Genomic DNA, 22,548 nt, shown 5'->3' with positions numbered 1-22,548 from the left:
ATTAAATCCAAACCAGAGACAGTAGCAAAAATGGTAATGCAATTGCAGAAGCCATTTTTGCTAGCGCCATTGTTTCTCTTAGTAACACTTCACGTTTTGTTGAAGTAATAACTGGAGAATACGACGCTGCAACATGCGCGCTGTTCATAATGCCTCAAACATTTTGAGCCTGTGAAAGGAGCGGCAATTCTAACCAGTCAGATCACCAACTTCAACAGAAAACATCTATTGGGTCCAAAGGATTTTCAACCTTCATTACACCTATTCAGTAACCTATTTTTGTAACTACAAGTTTATGATCAGATCCATTTGGCTTAGCAATACTCTGCCTTTCACAAATCCTTCTCCCGCTCGTAGCTGACTTTAGCCATAAGTGGTCGATTGAGATCATTGAAAAGTCAGGGGGGGAAATAGAGTCCGTCCAGTAAGGCCAACTCGCCACAGGTAAAGTCTGGTAGCTAGGAAAAATCTTTCCAAACCTTAGGCTCGTAGACGAAAGATTAAAGTCACCAATAACGACGATCTCATCACTTGGATACAGCTCATTAAGTGATTCTATCGTCCTAATTAGTGCATTACGCCGATACCACAACGCTTTTGTCCTAGGTGATGGTGGATGTGCAGCAACTAATGTCATAGACACATGTTTCGCAGGATGCCAAGTACCACGAATAATTGCTTGTTCATCGGGTGTCAAATACACCGACATATCCGTTAACGGCGAGCGACTTAAGATCATTTGGCTCGACGGATAGCCAATACCTTCTTGACCACCGTAATGGAAAGGATAAATATCGCTCAACGTATGTAGTTTATCGCCAATCTCCGGAGCTACTTCTTGTAGCACCACAAGGTCTTTAGGTTGTTCTATCAGATAGTTAATGAATGCGTTTATATCATTGTTTTCGTAATACAGATTATACTGAGCGACAGTGATAGGATTAACACAATTACTCACTTGAAGTTGGTATGACTTGGGGGCAAGCATGAGAAATACCGCTGACAACAGGCCACAAGTCGCCGCGGCGAACCATTGACGAAACAAGAGTAGCGCGAACCCCATCCCCCAGTAAACGATAAGAAACAACGCAGGAAACGCGACTACATTCTCTATCCACCAAGTCGTCTCATGAAATGACAATACGACCCAAGTAACCCCAGGAGCAAATACGAAAAGCCAAGTTAATCCTCTTCTCACACATACTTACCTTCTAAAAGATTGTTTTTTAAGTATGGATCAGGTTATTTAGATATACCGACTTATTATTTCTTCAAGTGAGCCGTTTTCTTTCATCTCTGCTAATCGCTGATTAATGAACGCTTTGATTTCCGGTTTCATTTCACCTGAAAATGCCAAATGGATAGGATAGTTCGCAATAACCTCACTAAAATTATCCACCCTATAGTCCTCTTGATTCAGCCCCAAACGGTTTAAGTGATATTTCACTCTCGATTCCATTTCAACAAATGCGGTATCATCAGGAAGCCTTTGAATCACGCGAAATGCTGCCTCATAGTTTTTGACGCGAATTTCACTAAGTTCCCCTTTCTCGATATACGGATTCAATTCAGCATAATCAAACCCCAACAACAGCACGATCCCTTTGTCTTTTATCGAACTCAAGTCCTCATAAATAAATGTTTTTTTCGCACTTGTAACCACAGAATGTTTAACTTGATATATGGGCAAATCTGATAAATGCTCTGATTGAGCCTTACCCCAGTTGGGGCTTCCATAAGTGACCCAGTTTTCTTCACCACCCGCTTCTAAAACAGAAATCATTCGGTTAAATGGGTAAGTATGGTAGGCCAAGCTGTAGTCACTTCCCGAAAAAATCTCTTCGACAATATCTGACACAATCCCTGAATGGTTCTCACCGTTTTCTTCTATCTGAAAAGGCTGTGCTTGATTGGCAATAACGTAGTAGTTGACCACCTCTGTAGCAAATGCCTGAGAGACGCTTATGCTAAGTAAGATGGTGATAGTTCTATTAATTTGTTTTCTCCAGCCCACATTCAACTCCTTTGAATATTTCTTGTCCATAAAGCCATATTAATACTAGGCTATTTATAAGAAACCTTACACATATATTCTGGATTATAAATTCATGAAGCACTTAAATTGGGGTATTGCAAAACAACTGGTTATCGCCACAGTGTCGATAAGCCTAATCTTGGCACTCGTGATTGCAGGGATAAATTTCTATCAAGGTTATCGCTCAGAACTAAAGTCCATCGATCAAAAAATTTCCCAAATTGAAGAAAGCTATTTAGCGAGTTTAAGTGCCAGCCTTTGGGTCGTTGACACCGAGCAACTTCAAACGCAGGTTGAAGGGATCTTTCAACTCCCATACGTTGACGCTGTGATACTTGAAGATGGAACTAAATCCGTGGTTTCTTTGGGTGAGGTTACGAGCGATAAGAAAGTAACCCATCTATGGCCAATCAAACATACTCTCGGCAAGAAAGAATTTTCAATTGGGCAACTGACGATAGAAACAGACCTCGCTTCCCTTCATAAAACCTTATGGCATAACTTTCTCTGGCTGTTATCAATCACTTTGTTACAAACCGCCGTTATCGTCGCTAGCTTACTCTATATTGTTTTGACGATGATCGTCAGACCAATTCAAGCAATTTCCCACGCAATGTCAGATTTTGAAGGGGGTCCAACTCCAAATAAAATTGAAGGCCATCAGCGAGTATTCAACGATGAAATTTCACAGCTAATTAGAAAATACAATGCTTGTATTGGTCAATTGGACTCCAACTATAAACAACTTAATAGTGCTAAGGAGAAAGCTGAAGTCGCAAATATTAGGAAAAGTGAATTTCTTGCTAACATGAGCCATGAAATTAGAACTCCAATGAATGGTATCGTTGGCGTCGCTGCTTTACTGCAAGAGACCAACCCTGACGACACTCAAAAAAACTACCTCGATATTCTCACCAGCTCCTCCAGCACCCTACTTGATATAATTGACGAGATACTCGACTTCTCGAAGATCGAAGCGGGACATTTCGTGCTTAGCGACGAGCCTTTCGATATTGGTCAATTGCTCCAGCGTCAATCCAATGAATATAGTGTTCGAGCCGCACAAAAAGCTCTTATGTTCCAATGCAACATCGAGCCGAACCTACCTAGTGAAATCAAAGGTGATGAAATACGGCTTAAGCAAGTGCTAAACAATCTAATTGGTAATGCGTTGAAGTTTACGCAACATGGACATATTGAATTAAAGGCAACATCCCTACAGATAGAGCAACAACCACATTTATACATCGAAGTAAAAGACACCGGTATTGGTATCGATAAAGAACACTTGTCAACAATCTTTGAGAAGTTCCAACAAGCCGATGGAAGTACAACGAGAAAATATGGTGGAACGGGACTTGGCCTTGCGATAAGTAAAAAAATCGTCGATATGATGGGCGGTGAACTTAAGGTTACGAGTGAGGTTGGATTAGGAAGTAGCTTCTATTTTACTATCCCTATGCAAGTCACTAGTGTTGATATTAAACGTAACAAGCCACTAAACCAAAACCTAGTTAATTTTTCGGAGAAACAGCTTAACGATGACATTAAGTTGCTTAATGACCGAATCGATAGCGACATTAATGTTTTAGTCGTCGAAGATACGAGAGTCAATCAACAAATCATCAAGGTCATGCTCAACCTACTCAACATCCACTCAACTATAGTCAATAATGGATTGGAAGCGATTGAGATATGTGAACAACACCGATTCGATGCGATATTGATGGATTGCCATATGCCCGTCATGGACGGCTATGAAGCCACTCGTTCACTACGAAGCCACGATGACTGGCGAAAAACTGTTCCCATCATCGCTGTGACTGCTAACGTTATGCAAGAACACAAAACGCAATGCTTAGAATCAGGTATGGATGGCTTTTTATCAAAACCTGTAGAACCTAAACAGATCCGCGAGGCGATGATAGAACATATTCCTCACCTAGAAGAGATGATTAGCAATGTAGGTTAGAACGAAAGCCAATAACCCTACTTTAACTAGGTCATTAAGCAACTTGTTACTTATATTAAACTCTCAGAATTCGACTTAAGTTTATAATATTGCACAATATCCTGAATATTATGCACAATTGGTCGCTATACTTAATGTTCTCTCGTAGCGTATCCAAGGAGCATTATGACTAAGCTAACAGACAAGAAACTGCTTAATCTTATTACATATGCTCCTGCAACCATTGTCGCTGTCTTTACCCTTTTATGGGTTGTATTAACCGTTAGAGATACCATTCTTAGCTCCCAAGCGGAGTTAGCCTCGCTAAAACAAGAATACGAGCAACGACGTCTAGAGACCCTCACCAACCGTGTTGAGTACGTCCTTGAACAAATCCAATTTGCCCGAACTCAAGTTGAAGACAAATTAGAAGAGACAATCCAAGAACACATTTACGAAGCCCACGCCATCGCATCTCGTATTTATGAGAGTAACAAGCACCTATCTGAAGCTGAAGTCACCAAACTGATCACCGACGCACTACGAGACATTCGTTTTAATCAGGGCCGTGGCTACTTCTTTATCTACAAGACCGATGGACTCAATGTGATGCATCCTCTTCTTCCACGTGTGGAGGGAACGTCTCTATGGGATTTCAAGGATGTGCGCGGCAGTTACATAGTTCGTGAGATGGGAGAACGAGTAAAAGCACAAGGAGAAGCGTTTTACCGCTGGTGGTTTGTTAAGCCAGAGAACCGCAATCAAGAATTTGAAAAAGTCGGCTTCGGGAAATACTTCGAGCCATACGACTGGTTTATTGGTACAGGTGATTACGTTGTCGATGTTGAAAATGACATTAAAGCAACATCTCTTAAATGGCTCAAAAATTTAAGATTTGGCGACTACGGCTACATCTTTGTCATCAACAGTGACGGTACTATTCTATCTCATATTAATGAAGCTCTCCTTGGAGAAAATACGTTTGAAATTGGTGATTCGCAATACAAGCAAGCCTCAAAGCGCATCATGGACGCAGATAAAGAGTTTGTGAATTACATAGCAGCATCCGGTCCAGAAAATATCACCACGCTGTCGAAGACCAGTTACGTTGTAAAAGATTCTAACTGGGGATGGACAATTGGTGCAGGTGTTTATGATGCGCTAAGTGAACAATATTTCTCAGAGAGAGAAGCTGCTGCCGCATTAGAACAAAAAAATGCTTTGCAAAGGATGACAATCATCGGACTCATTACAACCGTCATCGTTGCTCTATTTTCTTATTCCCTTAGCCGTTTAATCGCCAATCGTTTCAAACGCTTTGAAAAGCGAATCAACCATGACTTCGAAAACTTACAGAACACAAAAGATCAACTCGAATACATGGCAAATCACGACGAGCTAACCGGTTTACCTAACCGTGCCCTACTCCACCAGCATATCTCTGAAGGAATAAAGACTTCTGCAGAAGCATGCTGCCAACTTGCAGTTATGTTCGTTGATCTCGACGACTTCAAAAAAGTGAATGATCTTTATGGCCACAGTGCGGGTGACCGCTTATTGAGTGAAATAGGTAGTAAGTTTGATGCGTTCTTAGGCCCTAACGATTATGTCGCCCGTTTTGGTGGCGATGAATTCATTTTCTGTTTCTCAAACCTGAAAAATCTAAGTGAAACCGAATCTAAGGTCGAGCAAATAAAGAATGTGTTCAAACAGCAATTCGTCATTGATGGAAAAGTTCTGTTTGCGACGTGTTCAATTGGCGTTTCAATGTTCCCATCAGATGGTGATGAACCCGAAGAGCTGATATCTAAAGCTGACATTGTTCTCTACAAATCTAAAGCTCGACAAAAAGGTGATGTGTTGTTTTTTGATAGTTCGATCAATCAACAAGTACAATATGATTTTTTACTTGAAAGAGAGCTTAGAGAAGCCGTTGACCGAGGCGAGCTCTACGTCAATTATCAGCCACAAGTTATCGCTCAGACAGGCAAGCTATACGGTGTTGAAAGCCTATTGCGTTGGCAAAACCCCCAACTTGGCCACGTTTCACCACTGGAGTTCATTTCTTTAGCTGAAGAGATTGGTTTGATCGGTGAACTGGGTGAGTTTGTTTTGAATAAAGCATGCGAAGAGTTTGTTCAAGCATTCCCTTCTCCAGAGTATGACTTGATGCTATCTATTAATATCTCACCGATGCAACTGATGGGGAGCGGTTTCATTAACCAGCTACAAAACATTACAGCGAAATATGAGCTTCCAAGTAGTCGTATTACACTCGAAATCACCGAGAATGTTCTGATCAGTGACTTACCAAAAGTGGCACCTATTATTAATCAGGTAAAAGAACTCGGTTTCACAATTTCGCTTGATGACTTCGGCACTGGCTACTCGTCGCTTAGTTACTTGAGCAACTTACCTTTGGATGAATTAAAGATCGACCGCATCTTCGTCGACAAGATGCTCAGTTCAGAGCAAAGTGATTCACTCGTTAAAGCCATTCTTGCTATCGCACGTTCTGCTAACATGCGGGTTGTAGCGGAAGGTGTCGAAACCGAAGCACAGAAAGCAGTATTGATAGAGTATGGATGTGACATTCTGCAAGGGTATTTGATTGAGCGTCCAATCTCGATCGACAAATTGTCTCAAAAATATACCAATAGCGACTCATTCATTTCATAAATGAAATTTATCTTTCCACTTTTCGATGTTTAAGCACTAATCACAAAAATGTTATTTTATTGTTCATTGGTTACACGGCTATAAAGAACTACTAATAAAGTCCAATAGCTTGTAACAGTCTAGATAAGGATGTTGGACCAAAAATCTCCAAATAGCGACAATAATTGTTGTCCTTTTTTGCCCATGTAATTAGCTACTACGTGGGCTTTTTCTTTTCTAGCCTTTTCGTTGGCAACTTATCTGCCGCATTCCTCGATCGCAATCATATTTAATTAATCACTTGATTAAATAGTGTTTAATTATTGTCATACCGAAGTTATTTTAGTCACACTATAATTAATCAACCGTTTAATAAAGTTGAGCCAAACACAATGAGTGAAGTGAGAAAAGCTGGTCGCCCAAGTGGTCAGATTGATGCTAGACAGCTTCTTATTGACGCCTCTCGCGATCTATTCACTGCCATGCCTTACAACAAGGTTTCAACGAGGTTAGTCGCGAAGCAAGCAGGCGTCAACGTTGCGATGATCCGTTACTACTTCGGTAACAAAGAAGGCCTATTTGAAACCATGCTGCGAGAAACCATCGAACCGATGAAGCTTCAAATGCAGCGCATGGTAAAAGATAGTTCGCAGAAAAACTTTCTCGATATCATGCGTACTTATTATCGTGAAATGGTCAAAGTCCCCCTATTCCCTAGGTTAATTTCGCAAGTTATGCACATGGATCCCTCTGAGACCCAGCGTAAGTTGTTGGAAAAGGTATTTATGGACGTAACCCAACCCATGCAACTCGTCATGTTCGACAAGCTGGTTGAAAGCGGAATACTCAGATCTGATGCCGATCCTCGCCTGTGTAAAGTGTCTTACATTAGCCTGATGGTGTTCCCGTTCGTTGCTCCGCCAGCACTACTCTCTATACATGGCATTGAACTAAACGAAGAATTCTTAAACCAACTGTTCGAGCACAATATTAAACTTATGAGCCAAGGATTCCTTCAACCGATCGAATCGCAGGAATAACGAAAATGAAAATTAATAAGAAATTACTGTTTTTTCCAGCGCTTGCCGTTGGTGTCATCACCCTAGTCACTGCCATCAAAATGAAACCAGATTTGCCGGTTAAACCCGCTGGAGATCGAGCTAGACTGGTTGAGACCATGCCTCTTGAACTAAAAGCGATGGCCCCTCTTGCGATTGGCTTTGGTAAAGTTACTCCCAAAGTAGAGTGGAATGCGATTGCAGAAGTGACTGGTAAAGTTGTTTACCGTCACCCTCAACTTGAAAAAGGCCAAGTCCTTAAGGCCGGAACTGAAGTTCTGCGCATCGACCCATTAGATTACGAGCTCAAATTGGTACAAGCACAAGCCGACCTAAAATCTGCACAAACCTCTTTGGCTAAGCTGTACCAAGAAGAAGAAAACCTTAATCAAACGCTTAAGATTGAAAAAAACCGTCTGGTTATCTCTAACAAAGAGTTAGAGCGTAAACAGAATCTGCGCAAAAAGGGCCTCACTTCCCAATCGGATGTCGATCAGCAAGAACAGAGCGCATTATCACAACGTAAGCTCGTGTTGGATATTGAAAACCAAATTGGCCTGATGCCTGACGAAAAGCGCGTTGCGGAAGCGCTAGTTAAGGTCAATACATCTAAAGTTGACGAAGCTCATCGCTCGCTCGAAAAGACCATCATTACCCTACCTTATGACTTGCGAATCGCTAGTGTTGATATCGAGCAAAATCAGGTCGTGAACTTGCAACAAACTATGGTAACAGGCCATGGCATGAGTGTGATGGAAGTTGAAGCACAGCTGTCTATTCATGACATGCAAACGCTCGCTGCAAGTTTGGGGGAATTCGTTCGCGATGAATCTGGCATCCCTCAGCCGAACAAGTCTGTCATTAATGCCAATATTGAACTCAGCAGTGGTAGTCTAAAGGCAAGTTGGCCTGCTAAGGTTAGTCGCATCAGTGAAACAGTGGACCCAAACCAAGCAACAGCGGGCGTAATATTAGAGATCGAACAAGACTACCGCAGTCTTAATCCAACCTCTGCTCCTCCATTGGTCAATGGTATGTTTGTTCGCGCATCTATCGAAGGCCAAGCGAATCCAAGTTGGGTTATCCCAGAGCGTGCATTACACGGCAATAAAATCTACCTAATGGACAAAGACAATACCCTAAACATTATGACTGTTGATGTTGAGTATCGCCGCGACAACCAAGTAGTGATTGATGGGGACCTTAACCAGGGCGATAAACTGATCCTTAATGACCTATTACCTGCGATTAACGGCATGCTGCTTAAAGAAGCTAGTTCAGAGGAGTCTTCGCAATGATTCGATTCTTTGCCAAGCACCCTACTGCAGCAAACCTATTGATGTTGGGTTTACTCGTATTGGGTCTAACTTCCCTTTCCAATATAAAACGCGAAACCTTCCCTGAATTCGATCCTCCCTACATTATGGCGGGAGTGGTTTATCCAGGCGCCTCTCCGCAAGAAGTGGAAGAAAGTATTTGTGTGCGTATGGAGGACGCTGTCGATGGCCTCGCCAACATTGAAGAAACTCAATGTGAGGCGATTGAAGGCTCTGCACGCTTAATCCTTAAGCTCAATGAAAAAGCTGACATTGGCCGCATGCTGGTTGATGTTCAAACGCAGATCAACTCTATCAATGATTTCCCGCAAGAGATTGAATCACCTGTGGTTCAAGAACTTGATTGGAATGAACCCGTCGTCGATGTTGCGATTACGGCTGATACAACTTGGCCAGAACTCAAAGCTTATGCAGAACAGCTTAAACGAACGTTAAAACTGGATTACGACGTTTCATTGGTTGATGTTGCAGGCTTTTCCGATCACCAGTTCCGCGTTGAGCTCGATTCTCAAGCTATGCGCCAACTTGGCCTCAGTGTCGGAGATATTGCTGAACAAATTGGTCGTCAAAACATCAAACTACCTAGTGGTAATGTAGAGACTCCTGACAAAAACTTCCTGATCCGTTTCGACGAGCGCAGAACCACACCGGAAGAACTGGAAAGTATCGTGGTAGGTTCAGGCCCGAATGGTTCAATTATTCGCTTAAGAGATATTGCGACGATCACCGACAGATTTGAGCTTGATGAACAGAAAGTCCTTTTTGATGGCCACCCTTCGGCGTTATTAAAAGTCAGCAAAAACAAAGAAGATGACGCTTTAAGAATCAAAGACCGTGTTTCCCAATTCGTTGAAGAGCAGCAAGCAATCGCCCCTACAGGTGTAAAACTTGAACTGACTAATGACCTGTCATCAGTTCTTTGGGATCGCCTAACGATGATGGTTCGCAACGGTTGGCAAGGTATTGTATTGGTCTTTGCAACCATGTGGTTGTTCTTTAGTTTGCGTTACTCGTTTTGGGTTGCTGCCGGCTTACCTGTCGCTTTTCTAGGTGGGTTATTTTTAATGGCTCAGCTTGGTCTTTCAATCAACATCATGTCCCTCGTTGGCCTGCTCATGGCCATTGGTATTATGATGGATGATGCGATAGTTATTGCAGAGTCGATTGCCGCCCACCTTGATCGAGGTGAAGAGGTCGACGACGCTGTTGTGAAAGGCGTTAAAAAGGTACTACCCGGTGTTATTTCATCTTTCTTAACGACAGTATGTATTTTCGGTAGTCTGCTTTTCTTGCAAGGTGAAATGGGTGCGGTACTTAAAGCGGTTCCACAGGTACTAATCCTCGTATTGACCTTAAGTTTGGTTGAAGCCTTCTTAATTCTGCCGAACCACTTATCTCACTCTTTACACAAAGAAAAACGAGAAAAGCCACCAGCGAAGTTCAAACAGAAGATCCTCGATCGTTTTGAACATTTCAGAAATACTACATTGGTTAATGCGGTCGAAAAAGTCGTTGAATTCCGCTATGCCTTCTTAGGTGGCGTCGGCGCATTGTTACTTATTTCTGTTGCGACGTTAGCTGGCGGGCTACTCAAGTTCCAGCCTTTCCCTGAACTTGATGGAGACATCGCAGAAGCACGCATTATTCTGCCTCCAGGTTCTTCTTTGTCTCAAACAGAAGCTGTGGTCGATCGTATTGTCGCTTCAGCTCAAAAGCTCGATAAAGAGTGGAGCGAACGCGTAGAAAACGGAACACCACTCGTTCAACATATCACTAGTCAGTTTAACGCTAACGCAGATGCAAATGAGTCAGGTCCACACATCGCAACTGTCAGACTTGATCTACTTGGCGCAGAGAGCCGTAACACCTTGATTGATGAATTTGTTGCAGCTTGGCGAGAAGATGTTGGCGAGCTTGCCGATCCTATTTCATTGGTATTTAAACAACCAACAATGGGACCCGGTGGACGTGCAATTGAGATCAGAGCAAAACACGACGATCTTGAAGCACTAAAAGCCGCTTCTATCGATATACAACAATACTTAAATGAATTCGACGGCGTGCATGGTGTACTTGATGATATGCGTATGGGTAAAGAAGAAGTGCTCGTTAAGTTGCGACCAGGAGCCGAAGCATATGGCATCAATGGTCAACTTATCGCAAACCAACTTCGGGCAGCATTCTTTGGCCAAACTGCGGATGAAATTCAAATCGGTGTCGAAAATATCTCTATCGAAGTACGCTTGAACAAGGTTGAAGCGGGTGATTTACAACAGCTTGCTAACTTCCCAATCATTATGCCCGATGGCAGTCAAATTCCGTTAGCGACAATCGCAACGTTAGACTTCCAACGTAATTACGTTCGAATTCAGCGAATCGATGGCCTAAGAACCATCAGTGTTTTCGGTGATACTGATAATTCCAAAGCCAACTCTACGGCAATTATCGCTCAGTTCCAAAAGGAAGAAGCACCCAAGCTAATGGTGAAGTATCCGGGCCTAAGATTTGACTTCGAAGGTGAAGCGAAAGATGCGGCAGAAACAGGCGCATCGATGGGCAAAGGCTTTTTGCTCGGTTTATTTGGTGTATTTGCGATACTGAGTTACCAATTCCGCAGCTACCTAGAACCTTTTGTTGTCATGCTTGCTATTCCTCTCGCCTTCATTGGTGTCGTGTGGGGCCATATATTACTTGGTCATTCGCTAAGTATGCCAAGTATGATGGGGTTTGTATCATTAGCGGGTATCGTAGTAAATGACTCGATATTACTAGTGCAATACATCAGGCACCATGTTGATGAAGGTGATAGCGTGCATGACTCGGTGGTAAAAGCGAGCCGAGAACGTTTCAGAGCGGTTTTCTTAACCTCTATGACTACTGCGGCAGGTCTACTGCCATTGTTGACAGAGACTAGCTTGCAGGCTCAAGTGATCCAACCGTTAGTCATTTCTATCGTGTTTGGTATCTTCGCTTCTACGCTACTGGTGTTGTTTATGATTCCTGCTGCTTACGCTGTACTTGCTGATTTCGGCCTAGTACATAAGCATGAGGAGATTTAGAACTTGAACTAAGCTGCAACCATAAATAAAAAGCCAGACATTGCGTCTGGCTTTTTCCATTCTGCTTAAGATTTAGCAACTAATGCTTCGCCTTCAAACTTGATTCCCTGCCAACCATATTTGATAAAGTTACGAATATTGGCGTGATCATCCCCTTCAGGGTTGCCTAATACATCTTCACGATAGAAACGTCCGAAACACGCTAACGTCTCTTCCGAACTAAGATTATTCAGCTGACCAAATGCAAAAATTTTGCATGAGCCGTTATTCTGATTGGCTTCGTTGTGGGTATCACCATTTGAAAATGCCGTCGGATTAAACTCGTAGTTGGATTCAATCGTTGAAATCGTATCTTCAAATTGAACATTTTGCGGGTCAGAGGCTAAAGCCGTTAAGAAAGCCTTTAATTCCATTTTATCATCACTCCAATTAGTTTTGTTCGAGTCTATGATATTGATAAAAGGAAAAAAAGCGTACGATGTAATTTATCACAGATTAAATCGTTCTATACTAATACTATTGATGTATAACTATAGAAAAAGCTCCAGAGGTGGTAATGATTAACCAGCAGCAATGTCTGTTACAAACGTGCTCTTCACTGATTGATCTCGATAAATGGCAGGAGCTTGTCGACATGTTAGCGGATCTTTATGGTGCTTCTACTGGCGCTATAGTTCAGCTTAGAGCTAACGAATTCAATGTCGTGGTTACCAGTAATAGTGACGGGAACTTCTTACCCAAAGACACCACATGGCCTTGGGAAATGAAAAGTTTCTGTCGCCATATAATGGAAACACGCAAAGACATCTATGTGGGTTGCGCTGTCGAAGATGAGTGCTGGAAAGATGCACCTGCAGTCGCTGAAGGGCCTGTACGCTCTTATTGCGGAGCACCAATACGCTGGCCTGATGGAGAGTTGTTTGGAACGATTTGCGTAATCGACACCAAATCGACTCAGTATGAGCATTCTCTCTCAAACCTTTTACAACAGCTTGCACGTTTGATCGGCTCTGATCTGCAAACGGCTTGTCGACTACATGAAGCCGAAAGTCTGGCGCTCACTGATGAGCTAACCCGATTGCTTAATCGACGTGGTTACACGCTACTTGGGGAACAGAAACTTAAAGAAGCACCTAGTTATAAGCTCAATGTTGGCTTGCTCTACTTAGATGTAGACAACCTAAAAAGTGTCAATGATAAACATGGGCATAGCTTTGGTGATTTAAGTATTACTTCCGTCGCGAAAGCACTTGGTGAGATATGTAAGCCGACAGACATTGTCTCTCGTATTGGTGGGGATGAGTTTGTCGTCCTAACGCTCACCTCTGATTATTCTGAATTAGAAAACCTTGGCGAAGCAATCCGCCGTCAATATAAACAACTAGTGAGTACGGTTAAGGAACTTGATGTTACCGACATAAGCGTTGGCATTCATTATACGAACTCCGATCCTGAACTTTGTTTGCAAACCTTAATAGAACATGCAGATGAGGCGATGTACCTAGTTAAAAAACAAAGAAAAGCTTGTATTGAGAAGGCTCATAATTAAAGAGCCTTCTCAGCTAATGATTTAATATTTAAACTGCGAAACCTCTCCGTTCAATTGTTCAGCCTCACTAGACAGTCCTTGTAAAACATCGTCCACATCTTGGACTTGCACAGACACTGCGGATGACGCATCAGCAATAGAAGTAATACTGCCGCTGATCTCATCCGTTACTGCTTTTTGCTCTTCTGTTGCAGCGGCAATTTGGACATTCATTTCGTTAAGTTGATCAAGCATCGAAACAATTTGCTCTAACATTTGAGTGTTTTCATCACAAGTTACAACCCCTTGTGAAACCGTCGAATTGGCACTTTCAATACTGTGGGAGACGCTTTGGGTTTCACGTTGAAGGGATTCGATTTTACCTCGGATCTCTTCAGTCGAAGCTTGAGTTCGGCCAGCTAGCGAACGAACCTCATCGGCTACGACTGCAAACCCTCGCCCTTGTTCCCCTGCTCTCGCCGCCTCAATCGCTGCATTCAATGCTAATAGGTTGGTTTGTTCAGCAATACCTTGGATGACATCAAGAACTTCTGCGATGGAATTTGTCTCGTTATTCAGTCTTTCAATTGCAGATACTGCGGTTTGCATTTCGTCATCAAGGCGTGAAATTTCATTCCCCAAGTTTTGTCCTACTTGAACCCCTTCACTACCAGTATCATTGGCACTTTTTACGAACTCAGCGGCTCGGGTTGCAAATTGGGCTACTTCTGCAATCGAGGCACTCATTTCATTAACCGCGGTCGCAACTGATTCTGTTCGGTGATTTTGGTCAGACACTGCATCACGTGTGCTGTTCATATTGCCAGTCATACTTTGCGTATTGCTATTAAGATTATTGGTCGCTTGGGCAAACTTACTGATGATGTCTTGCAAGTGGGCAAATAATCCATTCAAGGAAACCGCAAGATCCGTCATCTCATCTTTACCACTCACTTCTAAGCGTTGTGTAAGGTCATTGTGCTTACTGATCTGTTGAACCTTCTCGCTGGCGATTTTAATTGGTTTAGCAATGCTATTACCTAAGAAGTACGAGATCAGTACGGCCACAATCACCACCACTGCGATACTACTCACTACCGTTATCGCTAACGAACTGATTAAAGTATTGAGATCTTGAAGCGCTTCTTCTTTATCGATCTCAGTAATAATCCCCCAAGTAAGGCCCGCGACATTGACAGGTGAATATGCCGATAGAACTTCTACTCCTCGGTAATCACGAATGATATCTGAGCCACTCTGCCCTCTAAGTGACGCTTTTGAAGTCGGTGTTGAAACAGGCTGACGTCCTATCGCGGACGACTTTCCTTTTATCTGATTGATAACACTTGAACTTACACCAGATGATTGTAATGCGGAAAAATAGTTATTTGGGTCTTCAATAAGAAAGCGGGATTCACTTCTCAGCAGTCCATCCTGACCTAATAGATACGTCTCACCACTTTGGCCCAACCCTGCGTTACTCCAGTTTTCTCCGAACGTCATTATTTGGTTTATTTCGTCAACCGGCATCTGGAATATCAACACACCGAGCGTTTTGCCATCTTGCTTAATCGGTGTAGCGATAAACGAAGCCGCTGCTTCATAAGATGGGAAATAAGGCGCAAAGTCCTCTAGGTGGAACTGATTGTTGGATAAGCTCATGGCACGCTTGTAAGCATTAGCGATCCCGCTGCTTGCGTATGGGCCACGATTTAAGTTGGTCGCGTAATCAAGCTCTTTAAATACAGAGTAAACGATATCACCACTATTACTGACTAGGAAAATATCGTAATAACCAAATTCTTCAAGAAATCGTTTGATACTAGGATGGTACGTCGCATGCACTTGGTCGTAATCGGTGTTGAGTGAATCGCTCATCAACTGATGCTTTTCACCGAGCGGATTGGGATTGGTACCAATATAACGAGCTTGTAGTGCTTTAGCTTTTTCGGATAAGCCGTCGTATTTTTGTAGTTCACCAGCAGTAGCACCGTCATTGGAACTGCGGTAAGTTGCACCAAAACTTGACTGATAGTAGCCACGGAGTTTGATTAAGTCACTATCCGAGACACGTTCTACCGGGTAGTTATCGAACGCGTTGGTAAAGGCGGTGATGGCATCTTGGACCCCAACTGAGTTCGCTGTGGTGACGACTTGACCGCTTATTTGGTTAAAGTAGCTTTCAATCTCATTTTTCTTAATCTCTCTCACTGAGATCAATTGGCTCGTTGCCCTTTGATAGAGAGCTTGTTCTGACAGTACTGAAGAACGCCACCCCACAATAGTCCCTGTAGCAACCACCGCTAGTGTACAAAGGAGTGTTGATGCTAAGACTATCTTTGTTGCAATTTTCATAACGACAACCCCTCGCGAAAATCCTGTTTCGCATTTTTATTCGAGGAAAATCGCCAGCCAACGTTAATAAAATTATTATTGTGTGCTTAATAAAACCTATTGGGTTAAAACTGCAAATATGCACTTAGTGCTATAAGTGTAAGCAGAAAATATAAACTTTTCGACGAGAGTCACAAATTATCTGGTCCAACCATCTTAAGTGAGTGTTTGTAACGCTCACTGTTACAACTACATTCTGATACCTCCATCGATTTCGATCACTCGGCCATTAACGTAATCATTTTCAAAGATAAACTTAACGGTATTGGCGATTTCGCTCGTTTGGCCCATTCGCCCGACTGGAATCATTCCCTCTAGACGAGCAATTGCTTCCGGCTTCATTTGTGCAGCCATCGGCGTTTCAATCACTCCAGGTGCAATTGCCGCCGCCCTAATGCCATACTTTGCAAGTTCTTTGCCCCAAGTCGTTGCGAGCGTTGCCACCGCGGCCTTAGATACAGCGTAATTTGTTTGTCCGATGTTCCCTGCTCTCGCCACACTTGATATGTTGATAATCACGCCATGGCGATCTGTTTCGATCATTTTAACTGCCGCTTCTCGCCCGCATAAGAAGGTCCCCGTCAAGTTAACATCAATCACGGCATTGAACTGCTCTAGTGGCATTTTAGATATTTGTCCATCTTTGACTTTTACTAACAGCCCATCGCGCAAAATACCGGCGTTATTAACCAAACCATCAAGCTGACCAAAATCTGTGACAATGTCACAGAAAAGTTGCTCTACTTCCTTTTCATTCGTCACATCGGCTCTGTAAGTCAAAGCTTTCACACCCAGCATGTGACATTGATTTTGAGTTACCCGTAGCGCCTCATCATTCACATCGATTAACGCCAACTCAGCACCAGCATGAGCTAAGGTGATGGCCATCATCTGCCCTAACCCTTGCCCTGCTCCTGTAATGGCAACCACACTCTCTTTTAAGTTCATTCTCTGCTCCCTAACGTTTTGACTGCGCTCGATAAAACTCAAATAAGCTTGAAAAGTCTAGCTCCTCGTTACCCTTCATATTGTGAAATGCGTAAAGGTTTCTCGCTAATGACCCCATAGGCACAGAAGATTGACTTTTTGTCGCGGCTTCTAGACCTAAACCTAAATCTTTTAGCATCAGTTTACTCATGAATCCGGGTTGATATTGATTTGAAGCTGGCGCGTTTTCCATCACGCCGGGACACGGGTTGTATAGTTCTAACGCCCAATTTCGCCCCGAGCTTTGTAGCATGATGTTAGACAACACCTTCGGATCAAGTCCGTTGTCGATACCTAGGTTGAGCGCTTCACATGTACCAGACATCAAAATGCCGAGCATTAGGTTATTGCATATCTTGCCCATTTGTCCTGAGCCAACCTCTCCCGCATGGAAAATGTTTTTGCCAATATGCTGGAGAACCTGCTCCGCCCGCACAAAGTCTTGCTGATTTCCGCCAACGATAAAGGTAAGAGTCGCTGCTTTTGCGCCAGCGACACCACCAGATACCGGAGCATCAGTAAAGCTAACTCCGTTCTCACTTGCATTTTCACCAACCAAACGAGCGGTTTCTGGGTCAATGGTTGAAGAATCAATCAAAAGCGTGTTACTTCCCACATGCTGCAATATTCCGTCGTCGCCTAGATATACCGCTCTGACATGTTCGCCCGCCGGAAGCATAGTAATCACTGTATCTGCATATTGTACCGCGTCTTTTATCGAGGCACAGGACGTTGCCCCAAATGACTCTAACTGTTTAGCTAATTCGGTTACGACGTCATATACCCTCACCTTAAAGCCCGCTGAGAGTAGATTCCGCGCCATCGGAGCGCCCATGTTGCCTAAGCCAATAAATGCTACCGTTCCCATAACGTTATCCTTTTCGTTGGTTCTTACTCTATGTTCATCACCGCTAAACGTTGAAGAGTTAGTAGTGACCCAGCTTGTTCAATGGATGTGACTCTTCATCCCAAAGAGAGATAAACAGCTGTTCAATCACTTTAGGGTCAACTTTTGAGATGTTGGCAAATTTCCAATTAGGCTGACCATCTTTATCAATTAGACGCGCTCGCACGCCTTCTTTAAATTCGCCTAATAGCGCACTATTGACGGCTAAGGTGAGTTCTAAGCGAAAGCAATCCGCCAATGACAAATCATTGAATTGGGTCATTTGCTTAAAGCATATATGGGCGGTAATCGGGCTACCTGATACTAAGTTCGCTTTGGCAATGCTTAACCACTTAGCGTCACCACCAAGTGCTAAGATGTTGTCTGTCACTTGTAAAACGTTGTCCGCCGCACAGGCTTGTTGGATATGATTGAAATAAGGCATGATCTGTAAATCTGGCTTTTGTTGACTTAAATGGTCTTCAAATCCTTCCAACAATTCAGTTACGACTTCATAGGTGTCATCGACACAATCCCAATCAGCCACCTGTAACTGCTCAACAAAACTCTCTTTATGATTGTTTAGTACAAGGTGGTCGGCTAAGTGCAACTCAACTGCATCGCTGGCATTTACCATGATTCCCGTTAGCCCCAGAAACATGCCAATCCCTGTATCGAGCCGATTCAAAAACCATGTCGCGCCAACATCTGGGAAAAGGCCAATTGAAATTTCAGGCATCGCCAATCTGGAGTCAGGGCTAACCACTTTATGGCTCGAGGCCATATACAGTCCCATGCCTCCGCCTATAATAATGCCATGCCCCCACGCTATGATTGGCTTACAGTAGGTATGGATTAGATAGTCACATTGATATTCGACCGTAAAATAGATAGAGCAGAAGTCCTCAATCTCCTGATCACTTGAGTCTCGCATGACGTTATACATCGTACGTACATCGCCACCAGCACAGAATGCTTTTTCTCCCGCCCCATCAAGTACTACACAGACAATATCGTCATCTTCATGCCACTTTTCCAACTGGGCCTTTAAGCTCACTAACATATCGAATGTCAGTGCGTTTAAAGACGCTTCATTATGAAGTGTCACGACGCCAATTTTATATGGGCTACCGCTACAAGGCAGTTCAACAAAATGAACGGTATCACTCATATCGCTTACTCCTTTGAGCTATTTGTTGCTCCAATTAGGCTGACGTTTTTCAAGGAAGGCATTCACCCCTTCTTTCTGACCTTCAGTATCAAACAAGTCCATAAATAGCTCGCGCTCTTTCACCAAGCCATTCGCAATTGAACCTGTTCGACCGTTTTGAATCAAAGTCTTACATGCAGTAACCGACGAAGGAGATTGGTTGCCAACACTTCTCGCAAGCGATACTGCGGTGTTAAGAGCCTGTCCTTTCTCAACGACTTCCTCAATAAGGCGAAGTTGCAGGGCTTTATTCGCGTCTACTTGCTCTCCACACAATATAATTCGCTTCGCCCAACCTTCACCAACCAGAGCTGTGAGGTTTTGAGTACCACCAGCACAAGGCAATAATCCGACCTTGGCTTCTGGTAATGCCATGATGGCTTGCTCTTCGGCGATTCGTATGTCGCAAGCAAGTGCTACTTCTAAACCGCCTCCCATCGCATAGCCGTTGATTGCAGCGATGGACACGCCTCTAAAAGAAGAAAGTGCTTCAAATGCTTCCCCAAACGCACGCGCCATATCCCAGGCGATTGACTTTTCTCCTGAAGAAAACAGCTTTAGATCCGCCCCCGCAGAGAAGAACTTTTCTCCGTTCCCGGTTATCACCAAAGCATAAACATCAGCGTTATGATTCAGTACATGTACCAATTGTTTTAGGTCATTGAGGCTTTGCTTAGTCCAAGTATTGGCCGGAGGATTATTCATAGTGATCACGGCAACATGGCCATCTATCTCATGTTGTAATGGCATATTTTCAGGCTGTGTCATAGTCCTTTCCTCTATAGAATTTGTGCCCCTTCGGCAAGTAGTCGTCTAGCAATGATGACTCGCATAATCTCGTTAGTACCTTCCAGAATTTGATGAACACGTACATCTCGGAAATACCTTTCCATTGGATATTCCTTGATATAACCATAGCCGCCATACAGCTGTAATGCTTGGTCACACACCTTAAAGCCAACATCTGTGGCAAACCGTTTTGCCATCGCGCAGTAGGTGGTCGCTTCTGGGTCACCACTATCTAATTTAGTGGCCGCTAGCCTAATCATCTGTCTTGCCGCCACTAATTCTGTTGCCATATCAGCGAGCGTAAATTGCAGTGCTTGAAACTGAGCGATGGGTTGCCCAAACTGCTTTCGCTCTTTGAGGTATTGTGTTGCGTGCTCCAAGGCTTGCTGCGCCGTCCCTAACGAGCAAGTCGCGATATTAATTCGCCCGCCATCCAGACCTTTCATCGCAAATACAAAACCTTGGCCTTCACTACCTAGCAAGTTCTCATGAGGAATCAAAACATTATCAAAACTGATGCTGCGAGTTGGCTGAGAATTCCACCCCATTTTGGGCTCTTTACGACCGTAACTTATGCCTTTGGTATCCGCTGGTACGACAAAGGCTGAAATACCTTTTGCCCCCTCAGTACCTGTACGTGCCATGACAACTAATAACTCCGTATCACCTGCACCAGAAATAAACACTTTTGAGCCGTTGAGTCGATACCCCTCTTCGACTCGCTGGGCGGTTGTGGTTAGCGCCGCAGCATCAGACCCAGCGTTTGGCTCCGTAAGGCAATAAGATCCCAACCACTCACCAGAAATCAGCTTATCGCAATAGCTCTGCTTAACATGCTCACTACCAAAACTTGCCACCATCCAAGTCACCATATTATGAATCGTCATGAAGGCTGTGGTTGACGTGCATCCCTTAGCTAATTGCTCAAATACGATGGAAGCATCTAAACGAGATAGCCCAAGACCTCCTTCTGATTCAGGCGTATAGAGACTTAAGAAACCGAGCTCTCCTGCTTGACGAATCACATCTTTAGGAAAGATCTGCTGCTGATCCCACTCTTCTGCCATCGGCATCAATTTATCTTTCGAAAATTGAGCCGCAGTATCAGCAAACATCCGTTGGTCCTCATTAAGTTCGAAGTCCATAGCACCTCCTTATCGAAGCTGAATCGTCATGTTAGGGCCTGTTGGAATGTCATCATCAAACCAACGTGCAGTGACTGTTTTTGTCTCGGTATAGAACCGAACCGCTTGCTTACCATAAGCATGCAAATCACCATAGAAACTGCCGCGCCAGCCAGTAAATGAAAAGAATGGTAGAGGCACAGGAATTGGCACATTTATTCCAACCTGACCGACTTGGATTTCATGTTGATATTTACGTGCAGCAGCACCACTGGCGGTAAAAATTGAAGTACCGTTACCATAAGGATTATTGTTGATGAGTGTGATTGCCTCTTCGAGTGTATCCACTTCTAGGCAGACTAAAACCGGACCAAAGATTTCCTGTTGATAGATCGACATGTCGGCTGTTACACCACTAAAAAGTGTCGGACCTAGCCAATTACCATCAGGCAATCCATCAACCTGACAATTACTGCCATCAAGTTTACATACCGCCCCTTGCGCTTTTCCTTCATCAATCAGCGCTTGTACCCTCGCTTTCGCTTGTTTGCTAATCAGAGGACCGTAACCTGCTTTATCATCGTTCCAAGCACCAGGCGTGACCTTTGACATTTCTTTGGCCAAGTCGTCTATCCACTCTTTTGAGTTGCCAACAAACACCGCGACGGATATTGCCATGCAGCGTTGCCCCGCCGCACCAATTGAAGATCCGACCAAGTTGCTCAACACCTGCTCTTTGTTAGCGTCTGGCATAACCACCATATGATTTTTGGCCCCTGCAAACGCTTGAACTCGTTTGTTGTATGAAGTGCCGGTTTGATAAATATATTGAGCAACAGGTACTGAGCCCACAAATGACATCGCTTTAATTGTTGGATCCGCCAATAAATAGTCCACTTGATCTTTACCACCGTGGATTATCTGTAATATGCCTTTTGGCGCCCCTGCTTGCTCAAACAACTCAGCTAACCGCATTGCTATTAAAGGGACTTGTTCGGAAGGTTTGAGAACAAAGGTATTGCCTGCTGCAATCGCAAGTGGGAACATCCACAGTGGAATCATCGCAGGGAAATTGAATGGCGTAATTCCGCAACATACACCCAGTGGTTGAATCAGCGAGTAACTATCAATATCCGTTGCGACATTTTCGACGGTTTCACCCATCATATTACTGGCGATATTAGCCGCTTGCTCAACCACTTCAATTCCTCGCCAGACATCTCCTTTAGCATCCACGGTCGTCTTACCGGTTTCTTTAGAGAGAATCTCTGCAAGCTCGTCGTGATGTTCTTTTAAAAGGTGCTGAAAACGGAGCATAAGTCGCGCACGTTCGGAGACCGGAACCTCTTTCCATGTTAGAAATGTCTCTTGTGCACTTTGAATCGCTTTTTCCATTTCATGGCTGGTTGCACATGGAAGCTCAGCGATCACGGCATTGTTGGCGGGATTGGTTACTTCTAACCATTCATCACTATTTGATTGATAGAGCTCACCACCAATAAATAAAGGGACAAGTTGTGTCATTGTGATTT

At 43.6% G+C, this 22,548-nt stretch carries 17 protein-coding genes; 6 read left to right on the top strand and 11 right to left on the bottom strand.

The window, feature by feature from the left end; all coding sequences use genetic code 11:
• Position 1: 1 nt before the first annotated feature.
• From AAFX28_RS07035 to AAFX28_RS07025, 3 genes are all read right to left on the bottom strand, one after another.
• On the bottom strand, positions 2–148 hold the full coding sequence (locus AAFX28_RS07035) for a hypothetical protein (RefSeq protein WP_408686749.1): 147 nt from the start codon (positions 146–148) through the stop codon (positions 2–4).
• Between the two features lie 117 nt (positions 149–265).
• Positions 266–1,198 carry an endonuclease/exonuclease/phosphatase family protein gene (locus tag AAFX28_RS07030; protein ID WP_408686748.1) on the bottom strand — a complete coding sequence of 311 codons (933 nt, stop codon included), beginning with the start codon at positions 1,196–1,198 and terminating at the stop codon, positions 266–268.
• A gap of 48 nt (positions 1,199–1,246) precedes the next feature.
• Positions 1,247–2,014: a substrate-binding periplasmic protein gene (locus tag AAFX28_RS07025; RefSeq protein ID WP_408686747.1), complete on the bottom strand. Its 768-nt coding sequence runs from the start codon at positions 2,012–2,014 to the stop codon at positions 1,247–1,249.
• A 94-nt stretch (positions 2,015–2,108) separates the two neighbouring features.
• Here AAFX28_RS07025 and AAFX28_RS07020 point away from each other — a divergent pair, with 94 nt between their 5' ends.
• The 5 genes from AAFX28_RS07020 to AAFX28_RS07000 all read left to right on the top strand — a co-directional run bounded on the left by AAFX28_RS07020 (position 2,109) and on the right by AAFX28_RS07000 (position 12,098).
• On the top strand, positions 2,109–4,007 hold the full coding sequence (locus tag AAFX28_RS07020) for an ATP-binding protein (protein WP_408686746.1): 1,899 nt from the start codon (positions 2,109–2,111) through the stop codon (positions 4,005–4,007).
• A gap of 165 nt (positions 4,008–4,172) precedes the next feature.
• Entirely contained in the window at positions 4,173–6,665 is a 2,493-nt protein-coding gene (locus AAFX28_RS07015) for a cache domain-containing protein (RefSeq protein WP_408686745.1), read from the top strand.
• A gap of 371 nt (positions 6,666–7,036) precedes the next feature.
• Positions 7,037–7,684, top strand: a complete 648-nt coding sequence (locus tag AAFX28_RS07010; protein WP_408686744.1) for a TetR/AcrR family transcriptional regulator — start codon at positions 7,037–7,039, stop codon at positions 7,682–7,684.
• Positions 7,685–7,689: 5 nt separating this feature from the next.
• The gene (locus AAFX28_RS07005; RefSeq protein WP_408686743.1) at positions 7,690–9,000 is read left to right on the top strand and encodes an efflux RND transporter periplasmic adaptor subunit; all 1,311 of its coding nucleotides are present in this window, start codon (positions 7,690–7,692) and stop codon (positions 8,998–9,000) included.
• On the top strand, positions 8,997–12,098 hold the full coding sequence (locus AAFX28_RS07000) for an efflux RND transporter permease subunit (RefSeq protein WP_408686742.1): 3,102 nt from the start codon (positions 8,997–8,999) through the stop codon (positions 12,096–12,098). The genes AAFX28_RS07005 and AAFX28_RS07000 overlap by 4 nt, the downstream gene beginning before the upstream one ends.
• Before the next feature lie 65 nt (positions 12,099–12,163).
• Here the strand turns inward: AAFX28_RS07000 and AAFX28_RS06995 are convergent, their stop codons facing one another.
• A complete protein-coding gene (locus tag AAFX28_RS06995) occupies positions 12,164–12,511 on the bottom strand; it encodes a HopJ type III effector protein (RefSeq protein WP_408686741.1) in 348 nt (115 codons plus the stop codon).
• Between the two features lie 143 nt (positions 12,512–12,654).
• Here AAFX28_RS06995 and AAFX28_RS06990 point away from each other — a divergent pair, with 143 nt between their 5' ends.
• On the top strand, positions 12,655–13,647 hold the full coding sequence (locus AAFX28_RS06990; RefSeq protein WP_408686740.1) for a sensor domain-containing diguanylate cyclase: 993 nt from the start codon (positions 12,655–12,657) through the stop codon (positions 13,645–13,647).
• Positions 13,648–13,668: 21 nt separating this feature from the next.
• Here AAFX28_RS06990 and AAFX28_RS06985 read toward each other — a convergent pair whose 3' ends face one another.
• The 7 genes from AAFX28_RS06985 to AAFX28_RS06955 form a co-directional block, all read right to left on the bottom strand.
• Positions 13,669–15,981: a methyl-accepting chemotaxis protein gene (locus AAFX28_RS06985; RefSeq protein ID WP_408686739.1), complete on the bottom strand. Its 2,313-nt coding sequence runs from the start codon at positions 15,979–15,981 to the stop codon at positions 13,669–13,671.
• Positions 15,982–16,209: 228 nt separating this feature from the next.
• Entirely contained in the window at positions 16,210–16,968 is a 759-nt protein-coding gene (locus AAFX28_RS06980) for an SDR family oxidoreductase (protein WP_408686738.1), read from the bottom strand.
• 10 nt (positions 16,969–16,978) lie between these two features.
• On the bottom strand, positions 16,979–17,875 hold the full coding sequence (mmsB, locus tag AAFX28_RS06975) for a 3-hydroxyisobutyrate dehydrogenase (RefSeq protein WP_408686737.1): 897 nt from the start codon (positions 17,873–17,875) through the stop codon (positions 16,979–16,981).
• Between the two features lie 58 nt (positions 17,876–17,933).
• Positions 17,934–19,064, bottom strand: a complete 1,131-nt coding sequence (locus tag AAFX28_RS06970; RefSeq protein WP_408686736.1) for an enoyl-CoA hydratase/isomerase family protein — start codon at positions 19,062–19,064, stop codon at positions 17,934–17,936.
• Positions 19,065–19,082: 18 nt separating this feature from the next.
• Positions 19,083–19,871 carry an enoyl-CoA hydratase gene (locus tag AAFX28_RS06965; RefSeq protein WP_408686735.1) on the bottom strand — a complete coding sequence of 263 codons (789 nt, stop codon included), beginning with the start codon at positions 19,869–19,871 and terminating at the stop codon, positions 19,083–19,085.
• An 11-nt stretch (positions 19,872–19,882) separates the two neighbouring features.
• Positions 19,883–21,037: an acyl-CoA dehydrogenase family protein gene (locus AAFX28_RS06960; protein WP_408686734.1), complete on the bottom strand. Its 1,155-nt coding sequence runs from the start codon at positions 21,035–21,037 to the stop codon at positions 19,883–19,885.
• Positions 21,038–21,046: 9 nt separating this feature from the next.
• A complete protein-coding gene (locus tag AAFX28_RS06955) occupies positions 21,047–22,540 on the bottom strand; it encodes a CoA-acylating methylmalonate-semialdehyde dehydrogenase (protein ID WP_408686733.1) in 1,494 nt (497 codons plus the stop codon).
• Between the last annotated feature and the right edge of the window lie 8 nt (positions 22,541–22,548).

Source organism: Vibrio sp. TBV020 (genome assembly GCF_046056895.1).
Classification (GTDB): domain Bacteria; phylum Pseudomonadota; class Gammaproteobacteria; order Enterobacterales; family Vibrionaceae; genus Vibrio.
This window is presented reverse-complemented; position numbering and strand designations above follow the sequence as displayed.